This is a genomic window from Rhizobium sp. KDH_Rht_773_N, assembly GCF_052946295.1.
The window spans coordinates 741,171-754,569 of record NZ_CM129525.1 but is presented as its reverse complement, the minus strand read 5'-3'; the positions used below and the strand labels follow the sequence as shown (position 1 = coordinate 754,569).

The following is a 13,399-nucleotide window of genomic DNA, read 5'->3' as shown; positions in this document are numbered from 1 at the left end:
GGTGTTCTCCTCCGTTGCGGCGCGGCGCTCAATGCGCGCCGCCGCCGGCGATCTGGCCGGGTTTCTTGAGAAGCAGGGTGGCAAGCAGCGCGACGACGAGCGCGATGCCGAGCAGGAAGAACGTATCGCTGAAGGCCATGATATTGGCCTGCCTGCGCAGCTTCAGCGCGATGGCGACGACCGCCTTATGGCCGGCAAGCGCCTGGTCGCTGACGCCGTGGCTCATGAAATAGCCGGTCATCCTTGCGAGGCGGTCGCGGGTGGCTTCCTCGAAGACGGAGACCGAATTGGTCAGGATGTTGGAGTGGAACTGCTCGCGCTTCGACAGGAAGGTCTGCAGCGAGGCGATGCCGACCGCCCCGCCGAGATTGCGCATCATGTTGAAGAGGGCGGAGGCCGAGCCGGCATTTTCCGGCTCGATGCCCGATGTGGCGATCGCCGACAGCGGCGTGAAGACGAGCGCCTGGCCGACGGCGCGCACGACATTCGGCCAGAACAGCTGGTCGCTCGCATAATCGCCCGTCATATGCACGTTCATGAAGTTCGAGGCGGCAAAGAGCGCAAAGCCGACGATGATGAGCAGGCGGATGTCGAACCGCTTCATCAGGCGCGGCACCAGCGGGATCAGCAGCAGCTGCGGAATGCCGGTCCAGGCAAGCACGAGGCCGATCTGCTCGGAATTGTAGCCCTGGATGCGGGTCAGGTAGATCGGCAGCACGAAGACCGAGCCGTAGAGCGCGATACCCAGCAGGAAATTCGCAAGGATGCCGAAGCCGAAGTTGCGGCGGGCAAACAGGCGCAGGTTCAGGAGCGGATGGGCGACCTTCAGCTCGATGACGAGGAAGAGCGTCAGCGAGACGGCGGCGATGACCGACAGGCGCACGATGAATTCCGAGCCGAACCAGTCCTCCTTGTTGCCTTCCTCCAGCACGGTCTGCAGCGCGGCAAGACCGATCGCCATGGTGATGATGCCGGGCCAGTCGCCCTTGGCAAGCAGGCCGAGGTTCATCGGCGCGCGGTCGAGCGAGGCCCAGAGCATGCCGACCATCAGTGCGCCGGGCACGAGGTTGATGTAGAAAATATATTCCCAGCCCCAGTTTTCGGTGAAATAGCCGCCGATGGTCGGGCCGATCGCCGGGGCGAAGGTGGCCGAAAGCGCAAAGAGCGCCAGGCCGATCGGCTGCTTGGGCTTGGGCAGCAGCGTGATGATGATGGTGAAGGCCATCGGGATCAGCACGCCGCCGGTAAAGCCCTGGATGGCGCGCAGGATGATCATCTGCTGCAGGTTCGCCGCAAGGGCGCAGGCGACCGAAAAGACCAGGAAGAGCATGGCGTTGACCAGCAGATAGTTGCGCACCGAAAAGACCCGGGCCAGCCATGCGCTGAGCGGAATGACGACGATCTCGGCGATCAGGTAGGAGGTCGAGATCCAGCCGCCGTCGTCGGTGCCGGCGCCGATGGCGCCCTGGATATCGGCCAGCGAGGCGTTGACGATCTGGATGTTGAGGATCGCCATGAAGGCGCCGAGCGTGGAGCCGACGACGGCGCTCCACATGCGAAGCGGGCTCATCGCCGGCCTGGCAGCAGGGGCGGCCGCAGCGGCGGGGGGCGCGGCCTGATTGCTGTTTGCGGCGATCTGAAGCGTAGCCATGACTTGTCTCCTTCCGGTCCTGCGGAAACCGGCTCATGACGCTGTTCGGTAGATGTCGAAGGAAGAAACGGAAGGATCATCCGGCAGGACTGGACAATCCTTCCCCCGCGGCCGCGGAGGTCTGTGCGGCCTTGGTATCGATATCGGGCACGACCGACATGCCCGAGCGCAGCAGGCCGGCAAGGCGTTCGTCGTCGATGACGATCTTGACCGGGATGCGCTGGACGATCTTGGTGAAATTGCCGGTGGCGTTGTCGGGCGGCAGCAGCGAGAATTCGAGGCCGCTCGCCGGCGAGACGCTGTCCACATGGCCCTTGATCGCAACGCCGGGGAAACTGTCGACCTTGATCTCCACCGACTGGCCGGGGCGCACGAAGGTCAGCTGCGTTTCCTTGAAATTGGCGACGACATAGACCGCATGCAGCGGCACGACCGCCATCAGCTGGGTGCCCGAGGTGACATACTGGCCGACGCGGATCGAGCGGGCGCCCACCGTGCCGTCAACGGCAGCCACGATATTCGTGTAGGAGAGGTTGAGTTCCGCCTGGCCGGCGGCGGCGGCGGCGCGGTCGCGCTGGGCAAGCGCCTGTTCGCGCTGCGTCTGCAGCACCGGCACCTTGTTTTCGGCCGCAACGACGGCGGCCTGGTCGCGCTCGACGGCGGCAGCCGCCTGATCCTTCTGCGACTGGCTCTGTTCGGCGCGCGACTGCGTGCCGGCGCCGTTGGTGATCAGCCGGCTGGCCCGCTCGGCGTCCGACTGGGCAAAGGCGAGCGAAGCCTGCGAGGCGGCAAGCGTCGCATGCGCCTGCGCGATGATCGACTGCTGCAGCGAAATCTGCGCGTCGAGATTGGTGACGGCCGCCTCGGCCGCCTTCACATCGGCTCTGGCCTGCGAAAGCGCCGCCTGGAAATCGCGGTCGTCGATACGGGCAACAACCTGCCCGGCCCTGACCGTGTCATTGTCGTTGACGAGCACTTCCTTGATATAGCCGGCAACCTTCGGGGCGACGGTGGTGTAATCGGCCTTCACATAGGCATCGTCGGTGGATTCGATGAAGCGGCCGACCGTCCAGTAGCGGTAACCGAAATCGCCCGCGAAGGCGACGCCGGCCAGCAGGGCGGCGGCGATGACGGCGCGCTTGACGAGCTTGCCGCCGGGTTTCCTCGGGGTTTCCACGGCGGCTGCGGCTGCGGCCATCGCATCTGCTGCCGGTGCTGCGGTCTCAGCGGCCGGGGCGGTCCCGGCCTGCTTGAACGCGTCGTTGCGGGGCAGTTCAACCATTGTCCTTCTCCATTCATGCCGGCTTCGTTCGTGCGAAGCCCTGTTCGATGGCAGGAAGATGGACCCGGACATGCTTTCTGATAATCTGCTGTTTTCCGGAAGGATCATCAACTCTCAGCGGATAATCGAGGGACAATATGGATCGGCTGACCAGCCTCACAGTCTTCGGTCGCGTCGTGGAATGCGGCGGCTTTTCCGCTGCCGCGCGGCGCCTGAACATGTCCGTCACCATGGTGGGCAACCATGTGCAATCGCTGGAGGATCGCCTTGGCGTGCGGCTCCTGAACCGCACCACGCGCAAGGTCAGCCTGACCGAAACCGGCAAATATTACTACGAGCGCTCGTCGCAGATCCTGGCCGATCTCGAAGAGGCGGACCGCGCCGCCGGCGCCTTGAGCTCGACGCCGCGCGGCACGCTCAGATTCTATACGAGCAGCGCCATCGTCCGTTTCCTGCTGCCCGTCATCAACGAATTCATGACGCTCTACCCGGCCGTCCAGATCGATTTCAACATCGGCGAGCGCTCGGTGGACATGATCGAGGACGGCTATGACCTGGTGATCCGCACGACGCCGTCGCCGGATTCGAGCCTCGTGGCGCGCAAGCTGACGCCCTGGCGGCATTTCCTCGTCTGCTCGCCGGATTACCTGAAGACCCATGCCATGCCGACGACGCCGGCCGAGGTAGCCGAGCACAATTGCCTGCAATATGCCTATTATCCCTTTGGCGAGGAATGGCGCTTCGAGAATGCCGAGGGGCGGCAGGAGAGCGTCAAGGTCGGCGGCAGCATCATTTCCAACAGCGCCGAGACCCTGCGTTACCTCGCGTTGAACGGGCAGGGCATCTTCCTGGCGCCGAGCTTCGTCGTCTTCGAAGACCTCGCCGCCGGTCGTCTCGTGCAGATGATGCCGGACTATCGCGGCGTCGAGATCCATATCAACGCCGTCTACCCCAACCGCAGCCATCTGCCGACCAAGGTCCGGCTGTTCCTCGACATGCTGGTCGAGCGTTTTGCCGAACATCGCAAATGGATGGCATAAAAGCGTCCGGCGGGACTGTTCCTCCCGCCGGACGCTGTGCGTGGAAGGGTATCGGGCCGAAAGCATGGATGCGCTGGCCGATGCGCTCGATCCGTCCTTCCCCCTGCGCGACAATCTCGCACGCGTCTACGACAGCGCGCTCGCCGTCTATCTTCACGGAGAAACGGCCGCGCGCGGCTGTTTCCTCATCGGCACGGCGACGGCCGAGGCGATCCAGCATGAACGCGTCCGCGACCTCCTCAGCCGCAGCCTGAAGGATTTCGACGGCGCGATCGAACGGCGCATCGTGCTTGCCGTGGAGCGCGGCGAGCTGCCTGAAGGCACGGATGCCGGGATGCTCGCAAGGCTTGCCAGCGCCGTCATGCATTCGCTCGCCGTGCGCGCCCGGGCCGGCGACAGCCGCGAGATGCTGGAGGCCCTGGCGAAATCCGGTGTCGACATGATCTGCGGCAGGGCCTGACGGTTCAGGCCTGCTCTTCCTTCGGGCGCACCAGCCATGCGAAGGCGGCACCGGCAAGCAGGAGCACGCAGGTTCCGAGAAAGACGGCCCGCATGCCGATATGCCCGCCGACGAAACCGCCGAGAACAGGCCCGACCACCTGGCCCACGAACTGCGAGGAGGTGGAAAGGCCGAGAATGCTGCCGGCCGCGCTGTCGGGAACATTGTGCCGGATGACGGCGGCGATGCAGGGGAGCAGCCCGCCAAGTGCCACGCCCATCAGGAAACGCAGGGCAATCAGCTGCCACGAGGCGGTCACGAAGGCCTGCGGGATGAGCAGCAGGCCGGCTATCGCCAGCGCCCCGGCAATGACCGGCCAGTGACCGATCCGGTCGGCGAGCCTGCCGAGCCGCGAGGCCGAGAGGATACTGCCGAGCGCGGCCGCCGACATGACGATGCCGGCCACCATCGTCACCTGGCCCTGGTCGGGCACGAGCTGCGCCACATAGACGGTGATGATCGGCTCGATCGACATATTGGCCAGCATCAACAGCAGGCCGGTTGCCAGCATCGCGACGACAGGCCCCTTGTCGGAAACGGATTTCCAGCCGCCGGAGGCTTTCGCCGCCTGTTTGCGGGCGGCCGATTTCTCCTCCTTGATCAGGAAGGTGGTTGCCAGGAAGGCGAGGAAGATCATGCCGCCGGCGGCCAGGAACGTGCCGCGGATGCCGATGACGCGCGGCAGCACGCCGCCGATCAGCGGGCCGACGAGATTGCCGGCCATGATGCCGGACGACAGCACGCCAAGCGCCCAGGCGGATCGGTCCTTCGGCGTCTGCGTCGCCACCAGCACCATCGAGCCCGAGGCATAACCGCCCGCCAGGCCGACGAAGAGGCGCAGCGCCACGAGCTGCCAGACGCTGCCGGCCATGCCCATCAGCGAAATGGCGATCGTCATGCCGAGGCTGGCGCGCACCAGCATCAGCTTGCGCCCGTATATGTCGCCGAGCCGGCCCCAGATCGGCGCCACGCAGGCGGCGGCAAAGAAGGTCGCGCCATAGGCGATGCCCGACCACTGCACGATCGCCGCATCGTCGCTGACGCCAAGCTCTTCCACATAAAGCGGCAGGAAGGGAAGAAGCAGCGTCATGGCAACGATCGTCGTGAACGAGCCAAGAAGCGAAATGACGAGATTGCGTTTCCAGTAGGCGGAGCCGGGCACCGCTTTTGCGGCGTCCCATTGGGTGTCGGTCATTGCGGAACTTCTTCGGTACAGTCTGGCCGCGGCCAAGATGAAGCGATCCTCACTTTACGCAGCGCCCCGGGGGCTGCCAAGGACGGATTCGGCCCGATCCGACCTGCCGCAGAAAAACCGTATCGCCGACGTGGCGATGATGACGATGGAAACCGCGACCGTCGGCGGTCTCACCGGCAGCCGCCAGACGGGGATTGCGCCGGAGGGCGCGGCGATCGTGCCGCCGATTGCTGCGCCATGGGCGTCTTGGCCCTGGCGGCCAGCACGCCGAGCGTCAGACACGCCTGCAGGCACGTTCAGGATGACAGGTTTTGCCTCAGACGTTCGGCGAACGCCGCTTGAGGCGGACGACCTTGAAGAAGCCGTTCGGGAAAACCGGCAAAATCTCAACGACCTCGAAGCCGCTCGCCTGCGCCCAGCCGGTGATCCGGCTGATGCGGAACGCCGAACTCCAGCCGATGCGCCGCACCAGCGGCGCCACCGCCTCCTCGATCGCTCCCTGCAGGCCCGCGCCGTCGCCGAGCTTGCTGGCAAGGATGATCTCGCCGCCCGGCCGCAGAACGCGGGCGCATTCGTCCAGCGCCCGTTCCGGCTCGGGGATGAGGGTGATGACGAAAGGCAGGCAGACGGCATCGAAGGACCGGTCCTCGAAGGCCAGCGCATGCGCGTCCATCACCTGCAATTGCCGCACGTGAAAGAGCTTGTCGCGGTCGATTTTTTCCCGCGCCCGGGCGATCATATGCTCGGAAATGTCGATGCCCGTCACCCGGCAGCGTCGCGGATAGTGGGAGAGCACCAGACCGGTGCCGACGCCGATTTCCAGGATCTCCGTCCCGGCGCCCGCCGCAAGCCGCGCCAGCGTGCGGTGCCCGTCGCGCAGGATGCCGCGATAGACCTGATCGTAGACCGGCGCCCAGCGCTGATAGATTTTCTGCTGATCTTCCGCCCGATGCCGGCCCTGTCCCCGATTTTGAACTTGTTCCTTGTCGTGAACGCGTTCCATGTGCGCCTCCTCCAGACCCTGCTCTCAAACTCGTGAAGGCAGGCTCCGGTTCCCCGGCACGGCAAGGACCTGTCGGGCAGGCCGCATCTGCTTCGGCGGAAAGGCCTCTTCCCGCCGAAGAATAATGTGGGTCACTCCGCCGGCGGCGTGCGCAGGTTGGCTTCGATGACGGCAAGCTCGTCATTGACCGAGCCGGCGACCATGCCGTTGCCGCGCAGCGACTTGCTGGAAATGTCGATCATCGGCGCGAAGGTGGCGGCCGGCATGCGGACCTCTTCCTTCAGCGGCTCTTCTTCCGGCAGGGCGGCCTCGGCCACGCTCGGGCGCTCGCCGCGCGCCACTTCGAGCTGGCCGTTGAGGATCGCACGTTCGGCGCGCAGCTGGCGGATTTCCGACTTGGCGATTTCGAGGCTCGTCCGCAGCTGGCTGATTTCGTAGCGGTCGGTATCGAGGCGCGTGTCGAGATCGTTCTTGAAGGCTTCGATCTCGCGGTCGCGCTTGCTGCGCTGGCTTTCGGCCTCGCGCAGCTTCATGACGAGATCGTTGCTGTGGGCGGCAAGCTCACGGCGGGCGGCTTCGCTTTCCGTGCCGTTCAGGCGAACGCGGTTGAGCTCGTCGGTCATCCGCTCCAGCCGCGCCAGCGCCGTGGCAAGCTCGCCCTTCGTGCGCTTCAGTTCCGTGCGGGTCGACTGCAGTTCCTCGTCCGTCATCTTGTTGCGGCTGTTGGCGGTCGACAGCAGCTTCTCGACGAGTTCGGACTTGGATGCGATCGCTTCCTGCTTGGTGCGCAGGTTTGCGATTTCGAGCGTCGAGGAGGTTTCCAGCGTCTCGAATTCGGCTTCCAGGCGGCGATAACGCTCCTCGGAAGCGACGAGGTCCTGCTTCAGGTTGGACACGGAGGATTGCAGGCTGCGGGTCAGCGCCTCATGTTCCGAAAGGCTGGTCTTGAGATGGCTGCGCTCTTCGTTGAGGCGGGCGATTTCGCGAAGCTGGATGCTGTTTTCGCGCCGCGAGCTTTCGACGAGCAGCTGGTGGGCCGTGGTTTCCAGCTCCAGCTTCTCGCGCGTGCTCGCCAGTTCGCGGCCGCGCGCATCGTGGTCCTGCTGCGTGCGGCGCAGCTGCGAGGAAACCTCGTCGAACTGCAGCGCGCGTTCGCGGATCTCGCGCTCGGCATCGATCAGCCGTGCCTCGACGACGGTGAATTCTTCCCGCGTCAGTTCGTGCACGCCCTGCAGCTTCACCAGTTCTTCGCGATAGGTGCCGGCCTCGACGCGCAGCTGGCTGTTGTCGAGTTTCAGCTCCTTGTTTTCGACGGTCAGACGCTGGTTTTCCTGGTCGGCCTTGCGCCGCGCATTGCTCTCGTAGTCGAGCAGCGAGCCGAGACGCGAGCATTCCGCCCGCAGCGCGCCCGTTTCGTTGAGCGACTGGCTGTGCGCGCCGAGCAGCGAGGAAACCCGCTCCTGCAGCGAGGTCAGGCTGACGAGCAGCTCCTCGGAGGACTGCTTGTTTTCCTCGATTGCCGTGCCGAAGGCCTGGAAATCATCGACTTCCGAAACGTTGTACTGCACCGGCGGCTTGTCCACGAGGGCCGTCTGTTCGGTGACGGACAGCGTCTGGCGATGGCTGGATACTCTCAAACCCGGTTTGACGGGTTCTTCACTGCGACGAAAAAAGCTCATGACCATCACACGCCCCGAAGTTGATGTCAGAAGTCCCTGAAATGATTTATGCAATGCTAATTAAGCTACTCCTACCAGAGGTTGCGCTAGCACTCTCCGATGGCCTTGGATCGCATCTAAGACGCGCTATTCATCGCCTGTCAAAAGCGCCCAAAAGAAATTAACAGTTTTTTATTGAAATATCGGCGCCGGCCCCTAAGCGCGGCTGCGGGACGCGAGCGTGCCTCATTTTGCAGGCGCGATCGGGGGATGCGGGGCGCCGGCAAGGAGAGGGATTTTATTCCTGTGGGGCGCAGTCCCCGTCCAGCCGCCGTGTTGCTTTCATGGGCCTGAAAGCGCGTTGTGTCGCGGCGATTTGCGCCTGCCGGGCGAGCCCGCGACGAGAGGCAATTTTTCCTCGAAGCGGTTGTTTTTTGATAATTCGCCGGTTGCCTCGCAATGCTTCCCCTCCTATGTTCCGCCTCACCTGCCGATGACGCAATCTATTGCCAAGAGGAGATCTGTTATGGCTTTCGAATTGCCTGAACTTCCCTATGACTACGAAGCGCTTGCTCCCTTCATGTCGAAGGAGACGCTCGAGTTCCATCACGACAAGCACCACAAGGCCTATGTCGACAACGGCAACAAGCTTGCAGCGGAAGCCGGCCTGGCCGATCTCTCCCTGGAAGAGGTGGTCAAGAAGTCCTTCGGCACCAATGCCGGCCTGTTCAACAACGCTGCCCAGCACTACAACCACATCCATTTCTGGAAGTGGATGAAGAAGGGCGGCGGCGGCAACAAGCTGCCGGGCAAGCTCGAAGCTGCCTTCAACTCCGACCTCGGCGGCTACGACAAGTTCAAGGCCGATTTCGCCAATGCCGGCGCAACGCAGTTCGGCTCCGGCTGGGCCTGGGTTTCCGTCAAGAACGGCAAGCTCGAAATCTCCAAGACCCCGAACGGCGAAAACCCGCTCGTTCACGGCGCCACCCCGATCCTCGGCGTCGATGTCTGGGAACATTCCTATTACATCGACTACCGCAACGCCCGCCCGAAATATCTCGAAGCCTTCATCGACAGCCTCATCAACTGGGACTACGTCCTGGAGCGCTACGAAGCGGCAACGAAGTAAATACATTCGCCATCCGGTTTTCAGCACCCGGCGCCGCAAGCGCCGGGTGTTTTCGTTTGCGCGGCAGACTGGTTGCGGCAGGTCGGATCGCGCCTCCAAAGGCGCTTGACTTATTCATACCCGTATGGCTATAAATCAATCCATAGCCAAACGGGTATGAATTCACATGTCGAATGCCCATGACGCGCTTTTCAGGGCGCTTGCCGATCCGACCCGGCGCGCCATTTTCGAGCGCCTGTGCCGCGAAGGCGAAAAGACGGTCGGCGCCTTGACGGCGCGGGCCGGCGTTTCGCAGCCCGTCGTTTCGAAACATCTGGCCGTGCTCAAGACCGCCGGCCTGGTGCGCGACCGCCACGAAGGCCGCCAGACCCATTATACCGCCGAGATCGGGGCGCTTGCGCCTCTGGTGGACTGGACGACGGAGATGGCCGGCTTCTGGGAAAAGCGGTTCGACGATCTCGAAGACCTGCTCAAAAGGATGGACCAATGAACGACACCGCAACTGAAATCCGCTCCGTCGTCGTCGAACGGGAGATCGCCTTCCCGCCGGAAAAGATCTGGCGCGCACTGACCCAGCCGCATCTGATCGCGGAATGGCTGATGAAGAACGACTTCAAGCCCGTTCCCGACCACCGTTTCACGCTCAGCGCCGAATGGGGCTCCGTCGCTTGCCGGGTTCTGGAGGTCGAGCCGAACCGGACGCTGGCCTATACCTGGGATGCCTACGGCCTGGAAAGCACCGTCACCTGGACGCTGACGCCTGCCGGCGCCGGCACCCGCCTGCGCATGGAGCAGGCCGGCTTCCGCCCGGATCAGGAACAGGCCTATCAGGGCGCGAGCTTCGGCTGGCAGCGCTTCCTCGACAACCTGCAGCAGGTTCTGGAGCGCTGAGCCCGATCGGTGAGCACAGCCCGTCAGAGGAGGAAATATCAATGAACTGGAACAAATCGATCCGCCAGTTTCATCGCTGGCTCTCCGTCGTCTTCACGCTGGCGGTCATTGCCAACTTCACCGCAATGGCGCTCGGCACGCCGCCGGCCTGGGTGGTCTACGCGCCGCTGCCGCCGCTGTTCCTGCTGCTGTTCAGCGGCCTCTATATGTTCGCGCTGCCTTACGTCGGCGGCCGCCGGGAGCGGGCATCGGCCGCGGGCTGAGGCCCTTCGTCATGGGGGCGCGGCTGGCTGGTACCGTCACATCGCTGTCATCCGCGGCCTCTACATCACCCCGCATGTCTTCAGCCGATCTTCCCCTTTTCCGCTTCGGCATCATCGCCGACCCGCAATATGCCGCCATCGAGCCGCAGGTCGAGATGGGGCGCTATTACGCCAACAGCCTCGCCAAGGTCGCGGCCGCCATCGAGACCTTCAATGGCGAGGAACTGAGCTTCGTCGTCACGCTCGGCGACATTATCGACCGCGATTTCAAAAGCTTCGACGACATATTGCCGGTCTATGAGAGGTTGCGCCACGAAGCGCATTTCCTGCTCGGCAACCACGATTTCGGCGTCGCGCCGGAGCATCTGGAAAGGGTCGCCGAACGGGTCGGCATGCCGGCGCCCTATTACAGCTTCCGCCGCCACGGTTTCCGCTTCGTCCTGCTCAACGGCAACGAGGTCAGCACCTTCGCGCCGCCGCAGGGCCATCCTTTCCGCGCCCTCGGCCATGAGCGCCTGGCCGCCCTGCTTGCGGCAGGCGCCGAAAACGCCCATGCGTGGAACGCATCGCTGAGCGACGAACAGTTCGCCTGGCTGGCTGGCGAAATCGCGCAGGCAAAGGCCGCCGGCGAGAAGGTGATCGTCATGAATCACTTCCCCGTCCATCCGCCTTGCGAACACGACATGTGGGACCGCGAGCGTATCGTCGCGCTATTGTCGGCGCAGGAAAACGTCGTCGCCTATCTCAACGGCCACAACCATGTCGGCAATTACGGCAAGGCGGGCGGCTGCCACTTCGTCAATTTCAAGGGCGTGGTCGATACCGAAAGCGAAAACACCTTCGCTGTCGTCGATGTCCATGCCGACCGTCTGGAAATCCGCGGTTTCGGCCGCGAGGACAGCCGAACGCTCGCATATTAAGCCACTTCGTTCGTGACCGCCTGCGGCTGCGCCCTGTGCTCCAGCGCGTCCCTTTTCGGCGGCGTGCCGAACATGCGGGCATATTCGCGGCTGAACTGCGAGGCGCTTTCATAGCCGACTTGATAGGCGGCATTGGCGGCATTGAGGCCATCGGCCACCATCAGCCGTCGTGCCTCGAGAAGCCGGAGCTGTTTCTGATATTGCAGCGGGCTCATCGAGGTCAGCATCTTGAAATGCTGGTGGAAGGAGGAGGGGCTCATCTTCGCGGCTGCCGCCAGCTGCTCGACGCGAACGGGCGCCGTGAAATTGTCGCGCAAAAGGTGGATGGCGTCGGCCACGCGCCGCGTCCGGCTTCCGGGCAGCGCCAGCTTGCAGACTTCGCTGCCGTTTTCCCCCGACAGCAGCCAGAAGCTGATCTCGCGCAGGATCGCCTGCCGCAGGATCGGGATAGATTTCGGCGTGTCGAGCATGCGCATCAGCCGCAGAACGCAATCCTGCAGCTCCGCCCCGAAATTCTGGACGAAAACGCCCGGGCCGCCGTCGCCGGACGGTTTCGGCGGGCTTTCCATCTCCTCCAGGACCTCGCGCAGGATGGTCACGTCGAGCTCGAGCGTGAGCGCGATCATCGGCTGCTCGCGGCTTGCCCTGATCACCTGGCCGAAGGCCGGCATCTCGACGCTGATCACCAGGGCCTGCATCGCCTGATAGGTGAAAAGCCGCTCGCCGAACATGATCTGCTTGGCGCCGTCGACGATGATGCAGAGCGCCGGCCGGTAGATCGCCGGCTTCGGCATGGTGAGCGTGGAGGAGCGCATCAGGTAGAAGCCGGGCAGGGCCGTCGCATAGAGCCCGTCGCCGCCGCCATGGCTGGCCATGTAGCCGGTGATGGCTTTCCTGATTTCGTCGGACATCGTTTTCTCCGGTTCGGCCCCTGCCGCACTCTTGCAGCCATCTTACCCCACGGGCACCGGGCAGCAACCCATCTGGAGGAATAGGCAAGAAGTTCGAGGCTTTCGGCATTCAGCCCAGGGGCGTCGGGACCTAGATTCCGGCCATCCGGACAAGGAGTAACCGACATGAGCAATCAGACTGCAAATCCGAAAACCGCAATCGTCACCGGCGGCAGCCGCGGCCTCGGCCGCAATACCGTCGTCAGCCTGGCGCGCGGCGGTGTCGATGTGATCTTCACCTATCATTCCAACCGCGCCGAGGCCGACAGGGCCGTCGCCGAAGTCGAAGCGCTCGGCCGCAAGGCCGCCGCCCTGCAGCTCGATACCGGCAATGTCAGAGCCTTCGACGCTTTCGTGGAAAATGTCCGCTCGGTGCTGAAGGGCTGGGGCCGCGAGCGTTTCGACTTCCTCGTCAACAATGCCGGCACCAGCTACCACGCCTCGATCCTTGAAACGACCGAGGAGGAAATGGACAAGCTCTACAACATCCATTTCAAGGGCGTCTTCTTCCTGACGCAGAAGCTGCTGCCCGTCATTGCCGACGGCGGCCGCATCGTCAACCTGTCAAGCGGCCTTGCCCGCGTCGCCGTTCCGGGCTCCTCGGCCTACGGTTCGCTGAAGGGTGCCGTCGAAGTGCTGACGCGTTACATGGCCAACGAGCTCGGCGCCCGCGGCATCGCCGTCAACACGGTTGCGCCCGGCGCCATCGAGACCGATTTCAGCGGCGGCATGGTCCGCGACAATCCGGAAATCAACCGCCGCGTTGCCGCCATGACGGCCCTCGGCCGCGCCGGCGTGCCCGACGATATCGGCCCGATGATCGCCTCGCTGCTGAGCGAGGCCAACCGCTGGGTCAACGCCCAGCGCATCGAGGTCTCCGGCGGCATGGCGCTCTGAATTGCCTGCCTCTGAGGACGG

The 13,399-nt window shown here is 64.1% G+C and carries 13 protein-coding genes and 1 pseudogene; 8 read left to right on the top strand and 6 right to left on the bottom strand.

The features are described 5' to 3' along the window. Positions 1-28: 28 nt before the first annotated feature. Positions 29-1,651, bottom strand: a complete 1,623-nt coding sequence (locus ACU8HS_RS03940; RefSeq protein WP_447015440.1) for an MDR family MFS transporter — start codon at positions 1,649-1,651, stop codon at positions 29-31. Positions 1,652-1,727: 76 nt separating this feature from the next. Continuing rightward, positions 1,728-2,933 (bottom strand): HlyD family secretion protein, encoded by a 1,206-nt coding sequence (locus tag ACU8HS_RS03935; protein WP_112568532.1) that lies wholly within the window; start codon positions 2,931-2,933, stop codon positions 1,728-1,730. Positions 2,934-3,070: 137 nt separating this feature from the next. Here ACU8HS_RS03935 and ACU8HS_RS03930 point away from each other — a divergent pair, with 137 nt between their 5' ends. Together ACU8HS_RS03930 and ACU8HS_RS03925 are read left to right on the top strand one after the other, a co-directional pair. Continuing rightward, positions 3,071-3,973, top strand: a complete 903-nt coding sequence (locus ACU8HS_RS03930; RefSeq protein WP_113414424.1) for a LysR family transcriptional regulator — start codon at positions 3,071-3,073, stop codon at positions 3,971-3,973. A gap of 40 nt (positions 3,974-4,013) precedes the next feature. Further along, positions 4,014-4,433: pseudogene (locus ACU8HS_RS03925) on the top strand (TetR family transcriptional regulator C-terminal domain-containing protein); the annotation flags it as partial. A gap of 4 nt (positions 4,434-4,437) precedes the next feature. Here the strand turns inward: ACU8HS_RS03925 and ACU8HS_RS03920 are convergent. From ACU8HS_RS03920 to ACU8HS_RS03910, 3 genes are all read right to left on the bottom strand, one after another. Beyond that, complete coding sequence (locus tag ACU8HS_RS03920) at positions 4,438-5,667, bottom strand: MFS transporter (protein ID WP_112568540.1); 1,230 nt, start codon at positions 5,665-5,667, stop codon at positions 4,438-4,440. A gap of 316 nt (positions 5,668-5,983) precedes the next feature. Further along, positions 5,984-6,670 (bottom strand): class I SAM-dependent methyltransferase, encoded by a 687-nt coding sequence (locus ACU8HS_RS03915; RefSeq protein ID WP_447015439.1) that lies wholly within the window; start codon positions 6,668-6,670, stop codon positions 5,984-5,986. Between the two features lie 131 nt (positions 6,671-6,801). Continuing rightward, the gene (locus ACU8HS_RS03910; RefSeq protein ID WP_447015438.1) at positions 6,802-8,349 is read right to left on the bottom strand and encodes a hypothetical protein; all 1,548 of its coding nucleotides are present in this window, start codon (positions 8,347-8,349) and stop codon (positions 6,802-6,804) included. Between the two features lie 505 nt (positions 8,350-8,854). Between ACU8HS_RS03910 and ACU8HS_RS03905 the strand changes: the two genes are divergently transcribed. From ACU8HS_RS03905 to ACU8HS_RS03885, 5 genes are all read left to right on the top strand, one after another. Continuing rightward, positions 8,855-9,457, top strand: coding sequence for a superoxide dismutase (locus tag ACU8HS_RS03905; protein ID WP_112704194.1), 603 nt, complete (start codon positions 8,855-8,857; stop codon positions 9,455-9,457). Positions 9,458-9,623: 166 nt separating this feature from the next. Then, positions 9,624-9,947 carry an ArsR/SmtB family transcription factor gene (locus ACU8HS_RS03900; protein WP_447015437.1) on the top strand — a complete coding sequence of 108 codons (324 nt, stop codon included), beginning with the start codon at positions 9,624-9,626 and terminating at the stop codon, positions 9,945-9,947. Next, complete coding sequence (locus ACU8HS_RS03895) at positions 9,944-10,348, top strand: SRPBCC family protein (protein WP_112704193.1); 405 nt, start codon at positions 9,944-9,946, stop codon at positions 10,346-10,348. Before ACU8HS_RS03900 ends, ACU8HS_RS03895 begins: the two co-directional genes overlap by 4 nt. A 41-nt stretch (positions 10,349-10,389) precedes the next feature. Beyond that, a complete protein-coding gene (locus ACU8HS_RS03890) occupies positions 10,390-10,611 on the top strand; it encodes a hypothetical protein (protein ID WP_112756602.1) in 222 nt (73 codons plus the stop codon). Positions 10,612-10,685: 74 nt separating this feature from the next. Further along, positions 10,686-11,531 (top strand): metallophosphoesterase, encoded by an 846-nt coding sequence (locus tag ACU8HS_RS03885; protein ID WP_112704192.1) that lies wholly within the window; start codon positions 10,686-10,688, stop codon positions 11,529-11,531. Here the strand turns inward: ACU8HS_RS03885 and ACU8HS_RS03880 are convergent. Further along, positions 11,528-12,442, bottom strand: coding sequence for an AraC family transcriptional regulator N-terminal domain-containing protein (locus ACU8HS_RS03880; protein WP_447015436.1), 915 nt, complete (start codon positions 12,440-12,442; stop codon positions 11,528-11,530). The genes ACU8HS_RS03885 and ACU8HS_RS03880 overlap by 4 nt on opposite strands. A gap of 165 nt (positions 12,443-12,607) precedes the next feature. On the opposite strand from ACU8HS_RS03880, the gene ACU8HS_RS03875 reads away from it, so the two are divergent. Continuing rightward, positions 12,608-13,378 carry an SDR family NAD(P)-dependent oxidoreductase gene (locus ACU8HS_RS03875; RefSeq protein WP_447015435.1) on the top strand — a complete coding sequence of 257 codons (771 nt, stop codon included), beginning with the start codon at positions 12,608-12,610 and terminating at the stop codon, positions 13,376-13,378. Positions 13,379-13,399 lie beyond the last annotated feature (21 nt).